At 47.6% G+C, this 18,227-nt stretch carries 14 protein-coding genes; 13 read left to right on the forward strand and 1 reads right to left on the reverse strand.

Translation table 11 applies throughout. The annotated features are described in order from the left end of the window. Positions 1–618: 618 nt before the first annotated feature. The 5 genes from ABWH99_RS22125 (at position 619) to ABWH99_RS22145 (ending at position 5,295) form a co-directional block, all read left to right on the forward strand. Positions 619–1,422 (forward strand): DUF2490 domain-containing protein, encoded by an 804-nt coding sequence (locus ABWH99_RS22125; RefSeq protein WP_375583942.1) that lies wholly within the window; start codon positions 619–621, stop codon positions 1,420–1,422. Positions 1,423–1,435: 13 nt separating this feature from the next. Continuing rightward, the gene (locus ABWH99_RS22130; RefSeq protein WP_375583943.1) at positions 1,436–2,506 is read left to right on the forward strand and encodes a hypothetical protein; all 1,071 of its coding nucleotides are present in this window, start codon (positions 1,436–1,438) and stop codon (positions 2,504–2,506) included. 7 nt (positions 2,507–2,513) lie between these two features. Beyond that, positions 2,514–3,635 (forward strand): ABC transporter transmembrane domain-containing protein, encoded by a 1,122-nt coding sequence (locus tag ABWH99_RS22135; protein ID WP_375583944.1) that lies wholly within the window; start codon positions 2,514–2,516, stop codon positions 3,633–3,635. 489 nt (positions 3,636–4,124) lie between these two features. Further along, on the forward strand, positions 4,125–4,556 hold the full coding sequence (locus ABWH99_RS22140) for a DUF1761 domain-containing protein (protein WP_375583945.1): 432 nt from the start codon (positions 4,125–4,127) through the stop codon (positions 4,554–4,556). Positions 4,557–4,758: 202 nt separating this feature from the next. After that, complete coding sequence (locus tag ABWH99_RS22145) at positions 4,759–5,295, forward strand: HD domain-containing protein (RefSeq protein ID WP_375583946.1); 537 nt, start codon at positions 4,759–4,761, stop codon at positions 5,293–5,295. Positions 5,296–5,435: 140 nt separating this feature from the next. Here the strand turns inward: ABWH99_RS22145 and ABWH99_RS22150 are convergent, their stop codons facing one another. Further along, entirely contained in the window at positions 5,436–6,527 is a 1,092-nt protein-coding gene (locus ABWH99_RS22150; protein WP_375583947.1) for a glycosyl hydrolase, read from the reverse strand. Positions 6,528–8,033: 1,506 nt separating this feature from the next. Between ABWH99_RS22150 and ABWH99_RS22155 the strand changes: the two genes are divergently transcribed. The 8 genes from ABWH99_RS22155 to ABWH99_RS22190 all read left to right on the forward strand — a co-directional run bounded on the left by ABWH99_RS22155 (position 8,034) and on the right by ABWH99_RS22190 (position 18,085). Beyond that, positions 8,034–8,597: a Crp/Fnr family transcriptional regulator gene (locus ABWH99_RS22155; RefSeq protein WP_375583948.1), complete on the forward strand. Its 564-nt coding sequence runs from the start codon at positions 8,034–8,036 to the stop codon at positions 8,595–8,597. Positions 8,598–8,690: 93 nt separating this feature from the next. After that, positions 8,691–9,269 (forward strand): hypothetical protein, encoded by a 579-nt coding sequence (locus ABWH99_RS22160; RefSeq protein ID WP_375583949.1) that lies wholly within the window; start codon positions 8,691–8,693, stop codon positions 9,267–9,269. A 378-nt stretch (positions 9,270–9,647) separates the two neighbouring features. Next, the gene (locus ABWH99_RS22165) at positions 9,648–11,120 is read left to right on the forward strand and encodes a sodium-dependent transporter (RefSeq protein ID WP_375583950.1); all 1,473 of its coding nucleotides are present in this window, start codon (positions 9,648–9,650) and stop codon (positions 11,118–11,120) included. Positions 11,121–11,572: 452 nt separating this feature from the next. Further along, positions 11,573–14,032, forward strand: coding sequence for a PAS domain S-box protein (locus tag ABWH99_RS22170; RefSeq protein ID WP_375583951.1), 2,460 nt, complete (start codon positions 11,573–11,575; stop codon positions 14,030–14,032). Positions 14,033–14,177: 145 nt separating this feature from the next. Further along, positions 14,178–14,750 carry a cupin domain-containing protein gene (locus tag ABWH99_RS22175; RefSeq protein ID WP_375583952.1) on the forward strand — a complete coding sequence of 191 codons (573 nt, stop codon included), beginning with the start codon at positions 14,178–14,180 and terminating at the stop codon, positions 14,748–14,750. A 302-nt stretch (positions 14,751–15,052) separates the two neighbouring features. After that, on the forward strand, positions 15,053–16,324 hold the full coding sequence (locus ABWH99_RS22180; protein WP_375583953.1) for a hypothetical protein: 1,272 nt from the start codon (positions 15,053–15,055) through the stop codon (positions 16,322–16,324). 194 nt (positions 16,325–16,518) lie between these two features. After that, positions 16,519–17,334 (forward strand): sulfatase-like hydrolase/transferase, encoded by an 816-nt coding sequence (locus tag ABWH99_RS22185; RefSeq protein ID WP_375583954.1) that lies wholly within the window; start codon positions 16,519–16,521, stop codon positions 17,332–17,334. Then, positions 17,297–18,085, forward strand: a complete 789-nt coding sequence (locus tag ABWH99_RS22190; RefSeq protein ID WP_375583955.1) for a sulfatase-like hydrolase/transferase — start codon at positions 17,297–17,299, stop codon at positions 18,083–18,085. The genes ABWH99_RS22185 and ABWH99_RS22190 overlap by 38 nt, the downstream gene beginning before the upstream one ends. The last annotated feature ends 142 nt before the right edge of the window (positions 18,086–18,227 follow it).

Below are 18,227 nucleotides of genomic sequence, written 5' to 3' on the forward strand. Positions count from 1 at the left end.
TAGTCCAAAATTACCTTGACTTGGTTCGACAAGCTCACCAACCGTCGCTCGGCTTCCGAAGTCATGGTTAATTTTAGGATGAGAGGAAACCCTGTCTCCCGCCTTTTGGCAGGTTGAACTTAAATTTCGATTCTTATTTCACCATTGGTTTTTATCGCTTTTTTCTTCAACCTTTTCTGGCACTACTCCATCTTCTTTTCACCATCTTGATGCCTTTTTATTGTTCTTTTGGCTTGACCCAAAAGAACCAAAAAGTCAAGACAGGGCAAAAACGAGAGTTTTTGAGCCAGAATGTGCGGAGAAAGCTTCCACCCGCATTGCCAACGCGCCCCCCGCTGCTGCGTCAACCCACCGCACTCGTTTTCCATTTTATTATTTGGTGTCTGCTTCTTGATTTCCCTTGACTATACCAGCTTCTTAAATTTAGAATTTCAATCCTATTATCAATCTGAGAAACAGTTTATTACTACCCGTGAGATGTATTATATTTTTTGAGGCAAAGAGCATACTTTTTATTTAGGACGCTACTGCAAATAAAGAAATAAAACATACTTTTTTTTGGAAGGCTGGTTACAATCCTATTTCATATTGCGACAAAGAGGCATAAAAAATAAGAATATGTCCACCTCGTATGTAAAAACCAGTCTCCTAGTACTGGCCATTTTCTTGGCTAATCCATTACAGGCGCAAGAGAAGACCAGAGTTTGGAACACCTTCAGCCTTGGAATGCCGCTTACGGACAACTTAGACGCCAGAGTGGCATATCTTCGTTCGACAGAGATCACGAATGAGATTAGGAATAATTTCAACTGGTACCAAATTCGTCTGGCCTACCGAATTAATTCTACCTGGAGTACTCGGGTAGGTACCGCCTGGCTGAGCATTCCTTCCTCCAATCGCACTACCAACAGGCTTTTCATCAACGCCATCTACAGGAAAAAGCTGAACAGAAAATTAATTCTTCGGAGTGGAATTCAATTTGAAACCCATAGCCAGGAAGAGTACCGATTCGACCACCGTGTAATCCTATCCAGCCGCCTGGGTCTTCGCAAAAGGCTAAATTTTCTCAGAGTGGCTCCTTCTTTAAGCTACGGCCTATTTTACAATATGGGTGGAGGAAATATTCGGTATTTCAACGATGAAGGAGAAGAAATAGCAAGGAAGCCTGCAAACGGATTTCATCGTGGCAGGATTCTGGCAAATTTCAATTTCAAGATAGGTGACCCGATCCGATTATCGCTCTATTACATGAATCAACATGAGTTCAACCTTGGATTCTCACCAACAGATAAAATCAATGTCCTAAACCCAAATACCGGACGAATTCAGCGCCCATTTAACAATTACCATGTGATTGGAATGTCGGTCAGCTACCAGCTAAAAGGCAAGCATAATGAAAATTTTCTACCTATAAACTTTTAACCAAACATAAACAATGATGAAATCTCGAGTCAAAATAGGAATGGTCTGTCATGGAATTAGACCTATGGAATTAATTACAATCGATGAATTAGAGCAAAACTTCACTTTAAAAGCAGGTGATGTGGGCCTTTTTATGGTGACCGAAATTGGTAAAAACAAAATGATCCAGACAGTGTCCAGAAGCGCAACGCTGATCCCGGGCGATTTGGTCATGGGGGCTTTTGGAAATAGATATGCTACCAATCAATTCGAAGGGTATATCCCTGACGATCTAAAAGGTGAATTCCACATGCTCGGAGGGGCTGGAGTGATCGGACAGGTAAAATCTATGCATCAGAGACTTGACGAGATAGGGCCCACCAAAGTGGAACTTGTTGGCCTTTACACAGATGAAAGAGGACAGATAGCAAATACCATTTCACGAAAGGAGCAGAAGCTCATTCCCTTTACCGGCGATCTGGCAAAAAGAACAAAAGTGGTGCTTTCTCTTGGTTCTTCTATGGACAGTGGAAAAACAACTACAGCGGCGTTTCTAATAAATGGACTTGTAAAAAAGGGGCATACAGCAGCTTACATAAAGCTGACTGGAACCGCATATCCAAAGGATGCCAATTTAGTCTTCGATCTCGGAGCCTGTGAAGCAATAGATTTTTCCAGGTATGGTTACCCTTCCACCTATCTGGTTTCTGAGGAAAAACTATTAAATCTTTACGAATCTCTCCTTCGGGATGTATTGAAAAAAAGACCAGACTATGTGGTTATTGAAATAGCGGACGGCATACTTCAGCGCGAGACCAAGATGCTTTTGAAAAATTCCAAATTTATGCGTTCGGTACATCAAGTCGTTTTCTCAGCGGGAGATAGTCTATCTGCAGTTAATGGATTCTATACGTTGAATTCATGGGGTATCCAAGCAACTGCTCTGGCAGGGTTATTTACAGCTAGCCCACTTTTGGTTCAGGAGGTAAGAGAATGCCTGGATGAGAACAATGATCACAGCTATCTACCAATTTTGAACCTGGAGCAGCTGAGTATGGGTGAATTCCCGGCATATCTCAGACCTAATCAGCTCCTATCTGCCTAAAATCACTATGGACTGGATATCAAATAAAACCCTCAAAAGGCACTGGTTCTCCCATTGGGGTCGCCTTTCGGTTATTCTATTGATAGGTTGGATGGGAGCAGTCAGCACCTTTTTTCTCAGTCTAATGACCGGGTGGTTCTTCGACCTGATGTATCAAAATTCAATAAGCAAATCAGAATTACTTGCCGACTTCGGGCTAGGAGTTGGCTCGCTACACCAATTCTTTTGGATTCTGGGCTTGGTCATCCTGCTGAAGTTTTTTCTACATTTCTGGGAGAGGCAACTTATACGAACTAAGGCGGAGAAGTTCAATTTTCATCTGATGCAAAGGCTATTTCGAAGACAGCTTCAATGGACCTCAGAATACTACAAAAAGAATGGTTTTGGTAAATACCTTCTGAGATATTCAGGGGATCAATTATCCGTTCGAAATATGCTTTGCAATGGCTTTCATAGAGGACTAAAAGATGCCTTGTTCCTATTGACAGGTTTGGGTTTATTAGTTTATTTAAACCCATACTGGACCTTGACAATTGTGGCCACTATATTAATTGTGAGTCCAATGGCCTTCTTTCTTGATTCAAAACAGATTCCCTGGACCCTATCGAAGAGGAATAAAAAAAGCCTGGTTTTAAAGTACGTTACGGAGACTTTTTCTAAGCAAAATCGAGATTTTACAAAATCCGATAGAACCGCAATAAGCACGACTTTTCAAGAAAAAAGCCAGCAGTCTCTTACTGCAAATCTCAAATATCAATTCTGGGAAAATTCCAGGTTGGCTTGGGTAGCCATTTTAGGTCCTTTGCTTACTTTCTCATTACTCTCTGCCATTTCCTTTGCACCAGATACCAAAGAAAGTCCTGGTCAATTGCTAGCTTTCCTGCTTGTAATAGGTGCGATGGCTCCCGCGATTAGAAGTATTTCAAAAACACCTTCAATCATCGCAAAAGGGATGATTTCGTTGAGAAAAATAGAAGTGCTGATCAAGAAAAAAACACCCCTTACCTATTCCGAAAAATCCAAGGCCGACAAGGAAGCAAAACAAGGAGCAGAGTCAACAAAAACAGAATATTTTGAGACAGACCAGAAGTTGGTTTTTCTTGAATTTGGCCCAAAAGTACAAAATTAGTCCAGCATGGGGCTCCTTGGTATTGGGACATTTCAGGATCATTTAAAAAGTCAGTTTAGCATTTTGAAGGGCTTCAGCATAGCTCGGCCTTTTATCCTTTCCCGACTGTTGCACCAAACGGATGGAGCCAATCGATTCAAGATCTGCGTTTAGCAACGAATTTTGCAGGGGCACCGTTTACCCTGGCATTTGGCCTGCCCGGTTTCATTCGCGGGCAGGTCGCAAAAAGCAGCTTGCACCAAGCTTTTGCCAATTGATCTTCTGGCATACGGGGAGAAGAACCCCGTTCATTTCAACCCGCTAACCGCAGATTGCCAAGAGCGAAGGACAGCATTTCAATAAACAATTGGTTGCGCCACCAGGGATGCTGTATACAAACGGCAAGGGTAGAATTCCGGCAGCCGCGAGCGAAAAAAGTACCGAAACCAATAGGAATTGATGATGGAAAACAGTACATTTTGTACATAAAAATCTTAAAACCAGGTACGTATGGAAACAGCGGCTATTTCAGTGAATTATTTCGCAATTGTTGCGGGCGGGATTCTCTCCATGATCATAGGGGCAATATGGTACGGCCCGCTCTTTGGTAAAAAGTGGTTGCAAATCATCGGCGCCGATGCTTTGAGCCTGGATGAAAGAAAACAAATGCAACGAAATGCGGGTCCCTTGTACCTGGTCCAATTCGTACTCACGCTGTTTCAAGTCCTTGTGCTGGCGCATTTGATCGCAGACACCTCCCGCGCGAGCGGCATGGAAAGGGCGCTATGGATATGGGCGGCATTTGTCATCCCGACGCTGGCGGGTGCCGTCATGTGGACAAATGAAAACAACAAAATGAAATGGGCCCGCTTTCTTATACAGGGTGGGTACCAGCTGACCCTATTTTTGATCTTTGGGATGCTTCTTCAGTTTTGGAAGTAGGCCGAGCCGGGTCATTTTCAGGGATAGGTCACCGGCAGGCGAGGGAAACAAAAACAGGCAATGAGCATGCTGCGTGAAAAGGCAAGTAGCTCCCAACCCTGTTGCAAGGAAAGTTGGCGAATTGCCCGCCACGCGAACGTCCGGTACCGTATCGGTGTCTGCCCTTACAGCTTACCGGTATAGGCAAAGAAACCCACATGCGATGACACAAGAACTGTATCAAAAAGCAATAAAATTTGCCGCGGAAAAACACAAAAATCAGAAAGTACCCGGGACAAATGCAAACTACCTGTTGCACATTTCGAATGTTGCAATGGAGATATTGCTCGCTTTTACCGTGGAAGCTAATTTTGAATTAAACCATGCCTTGCAAATGGCTTTACTGCACGATACCCTGGAAGATACCGAAACCAACATTGCTGAATTAAGCGAAAATTTTGGGGAAAAGGTGGCTTTGGGTGTTCAGGCACTTACAAAAAATGAGCGCCTGGGATCGAAAATCGACCAAATGACGGACAGTTTGCATCGAATCAAAGAGCTGGAGAAAGAAGTCGCCATGGTAAAGCTGGCTGATCGTATAACCAACCTTCAAGAACCACCAAAATACTGGAAAAAAGATAAAATTAACCATTACCTGAAGGAAGCAGCCCTGATTGATGAGCTATTGGTTAACACGCATGCATACCTGAACAACCGCTTGCGGAGTAAAATGGCTGCGTACCAAAAATACGCTGAATAAAGACAACTACCCCACCAGCGTAGCCTCGTAAGTACCGGGTGGTTGACCCCATGCGAGGTCACAGATACATCAAGTTTGTACCGAAACCAGGCGCTTTAAGCCCCTTGGCTGTTTGGCACCAATGAGGATTTTTTTCACGTTTACTTTCCTTGTTTTGGAGAATTGCCTTCTTTTTCCATTTCCTTGAAATCTTTTAACCCCAAAACCCGCCCCAAACGATACATTTCCTGCACTTTTTCTACAGGGTTTCGATGGTAATTGGAATTGGACCAAGCCATGAACCATACCCAATAGGGCTGTTCTTCGAATACTTCCGCACTGGGAAAAGCCCCCACTTCTCCCATGGCAATGGGTTTGCCGTTGCCCAGTTTCAATAGCTGGTCGTGATCCGACTTTTTGTAATTGCCCCCGTAAATATCCGTAGCCAATACATCGACGTAGTCATTGCCCGGGTAATACAGATCGTAAGCCATGTTCTCTCGGGGTAAGGTCGCATTGGCATTCCAAACCCATATCAAGTTGGTAAGTTGGCGGTAATCGGTAAGTCGATGGTACAGGTTTTTCCAGAGTTGCCGGTACCCCTTTTCTCCGGGCTTTTGCCCCCACCAAAACCAGTCTCCGTTCATTTCATGGTAGGGGCGCCAAAGCACCGGAATGCCGGCTAGTTCCAGTTGCTTCAAATAGACGGCGATTTCATCTACCTGATTGGCCCAATTTTGATAGGTACGCGTGCCGGGCTGGATCAGATCGTTCCATTCGTCTTCTGAAAGTTCGTTCTGTACACTTCCTTTCCAGGTACAAGGTTCTTCATCGGTAGGGCGACAGGCATGCCACATGAGCGTGATGATATTGCCGGCTTCGAACCGCTTTTTTACTTCCGCTACAAGGGCATACCGGTGGGAGACGGCGTCCTTCGCATTGGTGGAGTCGGCAAAGCCAAAGTCACTGCCCCAAACGACCGGGTATTCACCGGAAATTTCTTCCGTCTCTTCGCTATGCTTCGATTCGTCACCGATGTAGTTGTGCTGTCCGGATAGCAGGTAGGTACCGGAATAGTCGTAAAGCAATTTCAGCAGTTCTTTGGCTTCGGTAGAGGCATTCGGATTGACCGGCGGCTGATAAGCACCTGTTTTTTGCGCCAGAGACGCGATTGGTTGTTGGATAAGGAGTATTACGAATAAAACGAGGAGGGGTATTTTGCCCGCGGTCCGATTCGGTTTGGATCTGTCCATTTTTTTCAATTAAATGCTTAAGCAATAGTAATGAAAATTCCTTCCCGGTCAAACCAGCGGCAACTGTTCGAATAAAGAACGGCCTGGGGAAAGAATTCCGAGGGGGAACTATTCCTCTACCAGACATTGCCATTGCCGACGAAAAGCTCCTACGGGTCGACGATTGAGCTGCGAAAAACCAAAATCGACGTTATGGTTTGCAGTCCTGCAAGTTGGGCCCTTGCCATTAGCTGGGTTCGCCGAAAGGAAATACCCGCCCACGGCATCTCCCTACCCGTCAGAAACAGGCCATAATGAACCTTGAAAATCCCGTCTATTGCTATTCCTTTCCAAAGGAAGGTTAAGTCCTACCAACGTACGATCGGGTTCTATCCCTCACCAAATCTCAAATGTTTCCTTCCCGAAAAGAATTGACCTGGTTGAAAAAACACTATCCGTCCTCCCCCAAATACGGGCGCAGTTGCAGGTAGCTGGTGCCGATAGGAATGCAAGGTAGGTACGGAGCACTAGTGGGTACCGGAAATTTCGCCGAAGAGCTCTCCCAAAGGCAGCTGCTGCTCACAATAGAATCACTCGAAACGTCCAATCGCCCCTGGTAACTGGCCCGAAATCGCTTGCACTCACATCGCTGCCGAGCTGATGATGTGTTCCCAAAAGCGCCGGCCTACCTTAAAACATGCCGAGAGTAGGCCTCGAAAACCCATGTACCATACCTTCCAACCAGCGCTGATGAAACCAGAAATAAAAAAAGAGGAGAACAACGGTGGGCATGCATTATGACCCATAAGAAACTGCTCAGCGACGGGCGGCTGAACTGGTCAACGAACGAGTAAAAGAGGACTTGATTCATTCATTATTTACGTTGCACCCCTGATAATGGGGAGCAGCACCCGGCTTTTTAACGCCGATAGAACCAAACATCGGCACCAGCTTGTAAAATCAAAAAGCCTTCCAGATGGATTGGTGCAGCTGCACTACAAGCGAGAGAACTCGCCCAAATCCGGTAAGCGGGAAAGTGGTGACCCGCTTTACGTGTAATGATCCGGACCGGGTCACGAAGATCCACAGAAAATTTTTAACCGAAAGCTAGTTTTACAAGCCCAACGGCAGTTAGTCCCATTCACCAGGAATACATGGTTTTTCGGTACAAGTACGGACAATGGACCAGGAAATACTAAAAGGGTAGGTCCATGGGTTTTACGCTCCCCCGCATAGGTACAAATGAGGTTGTAATCAAACACCCGGCCTGCGGAACATATCGGCTCCTAGACCAAAGAAGGCTGTCCTGATACTCACTGAGAGCCGCCTTTCCAAACCCTTCGGCTGTAGGCATAGGCGCGCACTATCAACTGAGAGACGAGAATCGCGACATCACCGAAATAGATGCAGCTTCCCCTTTCTGACACCGATCCTTGGAAATAAACGGTGGGTACGCTACCAAAAAACTCAAAAAAAACCGCCGTGATCAACACAAGCCTTTGTAGGTGAATTCTTATCTTGTAAAAAATGGATCAAATCAGAGCCTATTTCAATCGTTTTTTACGGCTATCCGATGAAGAATGGGGAGACTTTGCCGCCTGTCTAAAAAAAGAGACCCATGAAAAAAAGACCTTTCTGTTGCGGCAGGGGGAAGTCTGCGACTACATCGCATTTATTGGCGAAGGCATCTACCGCTTTTTCTATGTTCGGGAAGGGGAAGAAAAGATTACGGCATTTTTTTTTCCGGGTGACTTCGTGACCAATTACCGCAGCTTCCTGACGGGTAGGCCCTCTGAGCATTTTATTGAATCCTTAAAACCCACAGTCGTATACAAAGTAAGAAAAGCAGACTTGCTGGCGCTCTACGACAAGCATAAAAACATGGAACGCCTTGGCCGGTTTATCGCCGAAAACCTGTACCTGACCGTTGCCCGACGGCTTGACTCCTTTTTACACGACAGTCCGGAAAACCGCTACCAGGAACTGATACACCGAAACTCCAAACTGTTGCAAGAGGTGCCGCAATACATGCTTGCCTCCTACCTGGGAGTAAAGCCCGAAACACTCAGCCGGATACGCGCGAGAAAATAGCCAGACAAGTGTGCGTTATTGACTTTGGTCAATGTTTCTATTTTTTCCGGGCCCGAATTTGGTCCCATTATTCACTGTCTAAATCGTAGAACCATGAAAAAATTAGTGACATTCGGGGTGTTTTTGATTGCCTTTTCTTTCCAGCTGCATGCCCAGGTGGATGCCCCTCTTCCAAAAAAATGGGGCGTAGAAATTAACGTACTTTGGCCAGTTTTTCCAGGAAACATGTACAAAGGACAGGTAACTTACGAAACCTGGCGAAAAAAAGACCTGGCCGGAGATGTATTCGTCGGGTATCACATCCGACCTTTTGAATTCAGGAAACAAGAAGGAGATTTTGCGAATTATGCCCTGACCTTTGGATACAGACAATATGTCTGGAAGGGTCTGCATCTGGAATTTTACAATGCATTTGGTCCGGGCTTTAACCGAAACAATGCCGTGAACGGAAACAATTATACCAGTTGGGATTATGAGGTTGGGCTGTTGACGGGGTATCGATGGGACTTGATGAAACCGGAAAAACGAGCAAACGCAAGATTCCATCCGTACCTGAGCGTCCAGCATGGTTTTTACTACGTCGCAGCAAAAAGCAATCCGCACCCGATAGCTGAGGCCGACGGGGAACGGGCGGTCTACGTAGGAATTCTAAACTTTGGCCTTCGTTTTTAATTCCGCAAATGGACACAATGTGCCGTACACATACGAGCCCCAAGAATGCTCTTGGGAAAAAGGACGCTTACTCTGAAAAAACCGCTGCGGAATACAATGGGGGCTTGCCTTGTTCGTGGCGGGCCCGTACCATCAGACGCGGCAAGGCTACCGGTGCTATCGCGATATGGATTTCCCAGGCGGTACCGATTTTGCTCCCCATGCCGCGGATTTATTGCTCGGGGATTAAAAATTAATCGGACGAAAGCTTCCGTATCAAATTTTTGAATAAATTTGATACGGAAGCTGCCTGGTTTTCTGGAAAAAAACCGACCCCTTTGAGAAAGTGGGTTCAAACCAGCACCTGGCAAACCACTAACCACCTAACCCTTCCCTTGCATGCGCAAACTTGCACTGTTGCCCGGCAAATTCAGCAATACCGGACACATTCTTGCCTCGGTCGGTGCCGCCGTGGGCATCGCTAACCTGGTCCTTTTCCCTGCCCGGGTATTCAACTACGGAGGGCTGGCTTTTATTCTGGTATTCGTTCTGTTTACCTTTATCCTTGGCGTCCCATTAATGATCGGGGAAACGGCCCTTGGCAAAAACAGCCAACGCGATGCCGTGGCAGCCTTCCGCAGCATTGGGGGGAGAAAGTGGGGTTTTGCCGGCCTTTTTGGCCTGATCACTTGCTGCTTTATCTTGTCCTTTTACATCGTGGTGGCGGGATGGTCCTTATACTACTTGTACCTGTACCTTTTTCAGTACCAGGAAATCACCGGTTCCGTGGAAGCAGCCCTGGCCAAAAACAGTCCCTCCGTCGCAGGAGTAGGCGGCCTGTTCGGAAGTTTTGTGAGCTCCCCGTACAAGGTATTGCTCTTTTCAGGGATCTTTATGGGAGCAACTGTGATCATTGTAGCCAACAATATCAAACAGGGGATCGAATGGGTGAGCACACGCTTTATCCCGCTGTTGGTACTCATGATGGTATGCCTGATCCTGGCCTTGCCCTTTGTCGCCGGAGACCGGGTGAATTACACCAACTTTACCTTCGATTTATCCGCACTGTTTGCCATGGATAGCAATGGCAGGGTCGGCATCATTGAGGCATTGGGGCAATCCTTTTTTAGCCTGTCGCTGGGTGCTTGTTCCATGGTCACTTATGGGACGCATATCGACAAAAACACCCGGGTAGTTTCCAATTCCCATTACATCGTACACAGCGATACCCTGGTGGCGCTATTGGCTGGATTGCTGATTATCCCCCTTTTTTCCAGCTCCAGTCAGGTCGGCCTCAACCCCAGCCTGGTATTTATCAACCTGGTCGACACCTTTTACGGGTTTGGTGAACCCTGGGGAAGAATTATCGGAGTGGGTTTCTTTACCTTGTTTAACCTGGCCATCGTCACGTCCACCATTTCTATGCTGGAACCAGCGGTAAACTATCTCTCCGGGGAAAACGAAATCCGTCGGAGAAACTATTCCCTGCTACTTGGGACAGGTATTTTCCTGATCAGTCTACCCGCCATTCTATCCTTTAACCCGGATTCTCCCGCCTTTTTTACAAATTTTTTAGGATACGGAGATAAACAGAGCGATACAGTGACCATGGGGTATTTTAACTTTATTTTGGATTTTTTTGGCACCTTTTGCCTGCTGGTGGGGGCCTTTCTTTTGTCTGTTTTTATTCGGAGTACCTGGACCCTCGAAAAGCTCTTTGAGGAAATCACCGTGGGGGGATATTCCCCGAGTCGCTCGATCAAGTCGCTGCTACGAATAACGTTTTTGTGGATTATTCCCCTGTTGATGCTGCTGCTACTCGGTGCCGAATCCCTTAAGGTTTTGTTTAAATTGGGCCTGATCGAATACTAATTCCCCCATTGGAGTACGTTGAAAAATCCGTATAGCAGTACCCACTTTTCTCCCGACAGAAAGGAGCGCAGACCCAATGAGTTCGGGCCTCGCCATATCCCCTGGCATCATTGGGACGAAAGATCAAAAGCTCCTCGGAAAACAGGAGGCACATTAGGCCTCGATCCCACCCAATGCCCATCGCGGATTTTCGGGGAAACAGTTTTTAATCCGCAGCGCTTCGATTTCTCAAAGCAGGAAGGCCGTGGGGACCGTTACGCCGTTTTAACTGACTGCCGGAAAAAACCCTTAACCTGCGTCACAAATCACAATCTCTGAAAATACGGTACTTTTATTTATTTGATGAATAATTTTTTTCTATTTTTGAAACTATCGATGAAAAATTTTTGGATAAAAGTCAATTTTTTAACTGGAGGCATCCAATAAAGTACAGATACCTAATGGAAAAATCAATGTTTTCCTATAACAACCGAATCCCCGATTATTTAGCTACCTCTCGATTATTCTCGGTGGTCATGACGGATTTGGAAGGCAATTACACCTACGTAAATGAAGTCTTTCGTGAACGGTTTTCGTTTATCGCCAAGGACTTTATCGGGCTGCCATTTGCAATTACCGTGCACGATCCCGATGTACCGCTGGCCATCGAGGCCGCCGGGAAATGTCTGGCCCAGCCAGGGCTGGAAGTAAACGTTAGACTTCGAAAGCCCGAAGACGAGCAAGGAAACTTCTATTGGACAAACTGGGCTTTTTCGTCCTTTTCCAACGTGGATGGAGTACCCGAAGGGATACTCGGCGTCGGGTATGACTGCACGGAAGCCATGCAGGCGACCAATCAACTCCTGCAGGCGGAGCTGCGGTTTCGAAGTATTTTCGACGGAAGTGCGGATGCCTTCATCCTAATTGGTGATTCGTTTCAGGTGATTTCATTTAATCAAGCTGCCGGTGCATCCTACAGGAGCTTATTCGGCACAGCACTTCAGACCGGAGCCAACTTTAGGGATGTATTCGATGGTAGTAACGATTGGGAGAAGATCCGAACGATTTGGAAATTGATAGAAAAAAAGGAAACGGCATCCAAAGAAATTACCGTTCGTGGCTGTTGGTACCAAATGAATTTCTACCCCCTACTTAGCGAAGAACCGGAGATGGTCGTTCAAATTCGGGACATAACCAAAAAGAAAGAGGCCGAGATTTACAGAAAAGGCTTATTGAAAAGCATACCCGACATGCTTTTCGTCCTGGACCGGGCAGGATGGATCGTAGACTATAAAGCAGACGCTAACGAACTGTATACTTCCCCCGACCGGTTTTTAAATCGACACTACGCCGAATCGCTACCGGTCGATGTTGCAAACAAGCTGTCCGCCGCTTTGGATCAACTTCGTAGCCATGGGGAAGTCTCGGAAGTAACCTATTCGATGGAATTCCAAGGTAAGAAAAAACATTACCAGGGGCGGTTGAATAACCTGGAAGACGACCGGTACATTGTCCTGATACGAAACGTTACCGAAATGGTCGAAGCGGAGCGAAAAATTCTTGACCAAGAGGAATTGCTGCGGGCGATCTATGAAAGCACCGGTGAAGGGGTTAGCTTCATCGATACAAAATTCGTATTTCGCTTTATCAATCAAGCCGGAAAAAACCAGTACGTAGAGATTTTCGGGCGGGAACCGGCCATAGGAGATTCTGCGCTGGACTACCCCTACCTTTCCGATCGACAAAGCCATGCCCATTACCTTGAACAAGCCATGAGCGGCAGGACCCAAAAGTTGGAAGACTGGGCGAGCGGCAAATTTTGGGAATTGACGATGAATGCCGTTCGAACTCCAGAGCAGCAGGTGATTGGCGTGTCCATTGTATCAAAAGACCTGACGGAGGCCCGTCAGGGGCAAACAAAATTGCAGGAAAGCGAACAAAAATACCGACTAATGGTCGATTTACTGTCGGAAGGCATTGTATTGCATGCCGCCAAAGATACGAATCCGATCGTCGACTGCAACGAGGCCGCGGCCCGAATCTTGGGACTTTCAAAATCACAGCTCCTGGGGAAAAGTGCGCAAGATAGTCGCTGGAATGCCCGAAATGAGCAAGGGCAATTCATCAATCCCGAATACCATCCGGTAACGGTCACCGCACGGACGGGAAAGGCCGTCCGGAACTACATCATGGGTATTCAAAAATCGCCGGTCGATTTTGCGTGGATTCTGGTGAATAGCGAACCCGTCTTCGATGCCGAAACCGGTCAATTGAAAAACGTATTGGTGGCTTTTTCTGACATTACCGAGATTAGAAACGCTCAATTGAAGATCGAGAGCAACGAACATCGCCTTCAAAAAATAATCGAATCCATCCCTCACCCCTTGCTGATTGTAAACGATCAAGACCGGATAGAATTCGTAAACGAAGATTTTACAACTGTCTTTCGTTACACTCCAGCCGAAATCACCGGCCAATCGATCGAAATGCTGATTCCGGATCGACTCCATACCAGCCATCATGCCTTTGCGGAAAGGTACCGACAATCCGGAGCAAAGCTTGCCCAAATGGGACGGTTCATACCTGCCCGAACCAAATCCGGCGAAGAACGGATCTTTAACGGTAGCCTGAACACCTTCCAAGATGGGGACCGGAAGATGACGATCGTCATTCTGCAAGATGTAACGCAATTGAAAAAGAACCAGGAAACAATTATCCAACAGAATGAAAATTTACGATCCATCGCCTGGATACAATCGCATGAACTTCGGCGTCCGCTGTCAAACATATTGGGGCTTTGTTCCCTTTTCGAAACCGACTTAATCATCGAAGAATCGGAAATCAGGGAGCTCACCAAAGCCCTTAGCAAATCTGCCAAGGAAATGGATGATTTGATTTACGAGATTGTAAAAAAAACAGAACGAATAAAGTAAGCGCAATCCATTAGTCCTATCTTTCCAGGCGGCTTTTGCTGCGCCCAATCGCCCTGAAGAAGGCTATCACAAATGATTCGACGGAATAATAACCATCAACCGCTGTGTGACCCGCCAGGCGGCAAGCAGGGGATGATACCCTACGATGAAGATAAATTCCGGTACCTTAATTGAGCAGAAGCCGTCGATTATCGGTATCCATCCAAAAAAAACCATGCAAACCATCAAAAAACTCGTGCAACAACTCGGCTTGATACCGCATCCGGAAGGAGGCTTTTTTCGGGAAACCTACCGAAGTGTCGGGGAAATTCCCGAATCCGCACTGGGCTCGGACTTCGTTGGCAAACGAAACCATTCCACATGTATCTATTTCCTATTAACTTCCGCCGACTTTTCGGCTTTTCACCGGATTAGGCAGGACGAAATCTGGCATTTTTACGACGGTTCTCCCCTACACCTTCATCTGTTATCCGAAACCGGGCAGCATTCGATTCACCGAATTGGACGCGCCCTCGAAAAAGGCGAGGTGCCCCAGTTTGTTGTTCCGGGAGGCCATTGGTTTGCCGCAGAAGTGATCGAGCCAAACAGCTATTCGCTGGTCGGGTGCACGGTGGCACCTGGCTTTAACTTCGCTGATTTTGAACTCGCCTCCGAAAAAGTACTCCTCGATCGATTTCCGGACAAAGCGCAACTTATACAGAGACTGACCCGCCACTAAGGCCCCGTGCTCCCGCCAGGCAGCGGGGCGCTTTTCATACGCCCGATTCGCTTGCTGGGAAACAGGAACCTCTGGACCTTTCTTCATTTCCTGCGTGGAAAAGTACACGGCAGGAAGTTCGAATCGATAAATGAATGAGAATACAATTTTTTTTCCTAGCTTATCTCGCACGTATACCTGCATAGGGAAAAAATGATCCTCGTAAACAAACCGCCCTTCACTTGGAAGCTCGGCCTACCACCTAAACCAGAGTCCCTCATAGTACGACAGGCATGTGCCCATTACGGAACAAACCTAAACCGATGAAAATAAACGTTTACCTACTACTTGGATGGCTGATACCGACGGCATGGGTCGGATGCAGCCCAAAAAAAGCCATCAACGCTGACACCGTACAAGAGCTGGAACAGTGGTTGTCAACGCCGATTTCAGCCCGGGAACCGCTGGAACGTCTGGATTTTGCAAGGAATGCATTATCAGAAATAGAAGCGGAACAGTCAATCGACCTGCTTTTTCGCGACCATCAGCTACAATTGATCTCGGAATTCCGAACGCAATGGGATGCCCGTGAATTACAACATGCCGGGTTGAACATGCCATTTTATTACCAGGTATTCGGGGATGCCCCCGTCGATGGCAGGAGCTTGTATATTTCCCTACACGGGGGAGGCAATACCCGGCCCGAGGTAAATGACCGGCAATACGAGAACCAAAAACACTTGTACGATCAAACAATGAAGGGACTGGAAGGCATGTATTTGGCTCCACGGGCCCCCACCAATACCTGGAACCTCTGGCACGAAGCGCACGTCGACGACTTTTTTACGCGTTTGATTCAATTGTCCGGAGCCTTGGAAGGGGTCAATCCCAATAAGGTGTACCTGCTGGGCTATTCTGCAGGCGGCGATGGCGTATACCAATTGGCCCCACGCATGGCCGATCGTTGGGCAGCGGCTGCCATGATGGCAGGGCATCCCAATGAAACGTCTCCCCTGGGCCTTAAACACGTACCCTTCGCACTTCACATGGGCGCACTCGACGATGCGTACGAGCGGAACGCCAAAGCTCGGGAGTGGAAATTGCTACTCGATAGCCTGGAAGCACAAGCGCCGGGCTCCTACATCCATCAGGTTATCCTTCACGAAGGATTGGGTCACTGGATGAAACTGGAAGATGCGGTGGCCTTGCCCTGGATGGCAAACCACCAACGAAATCCCATTCCAAAAAAGATCGTATGGAAGCAGGACGATCGGCATCACCGCTATTTTTATTGGTTGGGTGTACCCGAGGAACTCATTGAAACAGGTGGGGAAATCCGTGTGGAATACAACACCGATGGAAACGAAATCAATATCCTGTCCAATTATAGCCGCAAACTGGAATTGTTCCTAAATGACGACATGTTGGATCTGAACCGACCCATTACGGTCAAGTATCAAGGGCGAATCCTGGCACGAAAAAGGGTAACGCGTACCGTATTTCCCATCTACCAAAGTCTTTCGCACCGGGGAGATCCTGACCTGACCTTTTCCTGCATACTGACCGTGATTGATAATGAACGGATCATGGACTAAAGAAAAGGTTTGCCGCTTGCTACCCATCTTTCCGGTCTCCGGCCATTTCGACGCTCGCTTTCTTTTCTCTGACCAGGTGTACCTGCTGTATGCAGCAGCAAACCCCAATCCTTTGTCAGGTACAGGATTGGGGTTTTTTGACGTTTGCACCCTTCCATTTTTTACCCTATATTCACCTATACAGTAACAGATCCATGAAGCACCCGATGAGTCTCTTATCCCCCACCCTCCTTCTGCTTTTGGTCACACCGGCCCTGCTAATTCAGAGTTGTACGGAACCGCAGGAAACGGCCGCATCAAAGCCAAACATCCTATTTATCGCAGTAGACGATATGAACGACTGGGCTGGGTTCCTGGCCGGAAACGCGGGCATGAAAATCCATACGCCAAACATCGATCGGCTGGCGGCCGCTTCCATGGTGTTTACCAATGCCCACACCCCTGCACCGGCCTGTGCACCCACACGTGCCGCCATACTCACCGGCGTACACCATGCACGTTCGGGGGCTGAAAACGTGTATTGGGGGGACGGTCCAAAGTGGCGGGATTTCGAGGCGCTTAAAGGAGTCCTCACACTGGAGCAATTTTTTCAAAAAAATGGGTACAAAACGCTTGGCGCAGGCAAAATCTACCACAGTCAGGCACCTCCCTGGTCTCCCACCAGCCAGGTAGAGCCAGCCAATTGGGATTTTTATTACCCCAGCCCCTACATCTCCCACCCTTTCCAAATCCGGGCCCCCAAGGAAGTCATTTATCCGGAAGATGTAGACAACGAAAACCGCCCCGGTGGCGGGGCAGATGGCTGGTGGACCTGGGGCGCCATCCCCGTAGAAGATGAAAAAATGGCGGACTACCACATTGCAGATTGGGCGAGCTATCAACTCCGGCAAATCCACGACAAACCCTTTTTCCTGGCTGCGGGCATGTGGAAACCCCACGATCCCTGGGAAGTACCCCAAGAATACCTTCGACATGTATCCGTTGGAAGACATCGTGCTTCCGGTACGTAAAAAGGACGACCTGGAAGACGCATTTGACCATGGTCGTCGGTATATCATGGAATGGGTGCTTGAAAACAAGCAATGGGAAAAAATCATCCAGTCCTACGCTGCGTCGATTACCTTTTCCGATGCCATGGTGGGACGATTGCTGGATGCCCTCGAACAATCGAAGTATGCCGATAACACCATCGTGGTGCTATGGTCCGACCACGGCATGCACATGGGAGAAAAAGACAACATAGAAAAATTTACCCTTTGGGAACGGTCCACGCGGGTACCCTTGCTTATCTCCGTGCCGGGCATGACGCAGGCAGGCAGCCGATGTGACCAACCCGTGAGCCTTATGGACCTGTACCCTACCCTGGTGGAACTGACGGGATTTGAGCAACCTCCCCACCTGGATGGGCATAGTCTGGTGCCCCAACTCAATGACCCCCATGTAGCGACAGATCCGGTTATCTCCAGCTACAAGTTTCCCAATCCCAAACCCGGGGGAGTAACCGGCCATGCCGTGAGAAGCATGCGGTACCGGTACATCTACTATCCGGAAATCAACCTGGAAGAACTCTACGACCACGCACAGGATCCGAATGAATGGGATAATATTGCCTACAAACAGGAACAGGCAGCGGTCGTAGAAGCACACCGAAAGGTACTCCGGGAAATGTTACCAGAAATGATCTGGAACGGCGGAAGCCCGGAAGGCTACTCGGTTGACGAAGCGGGAAATGTAAAGCGAAACGCGTTTACGTCATTTTGATTTTTTTCTTTTGACGCCTCCCTTCGGCCATTCCCTGCGTACAAACAGGCTTTCTCGTTGCACCCCGAACCATCCACCGTCCCCCGGTGAACGCGTTTGATGCCCGGGGTTCTTCCTCATCAGTTGCATGGATTCGGCAGCG

The organism is Cyclobacterium xiamenense (genome assembly GCF_042140265.1).
In the GTDB taxonomy this organism is placed as follows: domain Bacteria; phylum Bacteroidota; class Bacteroidia; order Cytophagales; family Cyclobacteriaceae; genus Cyclobacterium; species Cyclobacterium xiamenense_A.

What these genes read in the sequence shown, in the direction of transcription:
- ABWH99_RS22125 (WP_375583942.1), top strand. Translation starts at nt 619, where the DNA reads ATGTCCACCTCGTATGTAAAAACCAGTCTCCTAGTACTGGCCATTTTC.
- ABWH99_RS22130 (WP_375583943.1), top strand. Translation starts at nt 1,436, where the DNA reads ATGATGAAATCTCGAGTCAAAATAGGAATGGTCTGTCATGGAATTAGA.
- ABWH99_RS22135 (WP_375583944.1), top strand. Translation starts at nt 2,514, where the DNA reads ATGGACTGGATATCAAATAAAACCCTCAAAAGGCACTGGTTCTCCCAT.
- ABWH99_RS22140 (WP_375583945.1), top strand. Translation starts at nt 4,125, where the DNA reads ATGGAAACAGCGGCTATTTCAGTGAATTATTTCGCAATTGTTGCGGGC.
- ABWH99_RS22145 (WP_375583946.1), top strand. Translation starts at nt 4,759, where the DNA reads ATGACACAAGAACTGTATCAAAAAGCAATAAAATTTGCCGCGGAAAAA.
- ABWH99_RS22150 (WP_375583947.1), bottom strand. Translation starts at nt 6,527, where the DNA reads ATGGACAGATCCAAACCGAATCGGACCGCGGGCAAAATACCCCTCCTC.
- ABWH99_RS22155 (WP_375583948.1), top strand. Translation starts at nt 8,034, where the DNA reads ATGGATCAAATCAGAGCCTATTTCAATCGTTTTTTACGGCTATCCGAT.
- ABWH99_RS22160 (WP_375583949.1), top strand. Translation starts at nt 8,691, where the DNA reads ATGAAAAAATTAGTGACATTCGGGGTGTTTTTGATTGCCTTTTCTTTC.
- ABWH99_RS22165 (WP_375583950.1), top strand. Translation starts at nt 9,648, where the DNA reads ATGCGCAAACTTGCACTGTTGCCCGGCAAATTCAGCAATACCGGACAC.
- ABWH99_RS22170 (WP_375583951.1), top strand. Translation starts at nt 11,573, where the DNA reads ATGTTTTCCTATAACAACCGAATCCCCGATTATTTAGCTACCTCTCGA.
- ABWH99_RS22175 (WP_375583952.1), top strand. Translation starts at nt 14,178, where the DNA reads ATGAAGATAAATTCCGGTACCTTAATTGAGCAGAAGCCGTCGATTATC.
- ABWH99_RS22180 (WP_375583953.1), top strand. Translation starts at nt 15,053, where the DNA reads ATGAAAATAAACGTTTACCTACTACTTGGATGGCTGATACCGACGGCA.
- ABWH99_RS22185 (WP_375583954.1), top strand. Translation starts at nt 16,519, where the DNA reads ATGAAGCACCCGATGAGTCTCTTATCCCCCACCCTCCTTCTGCTTTTG.
- ABWH99_RS22190 (WP_375583955.1), top strand. Translation starts at nt 17,297, where the DNA reads ATGTATCCGTTGGAAGACATCGTGCTTCCGGTACGTAAAAAGGACGAC.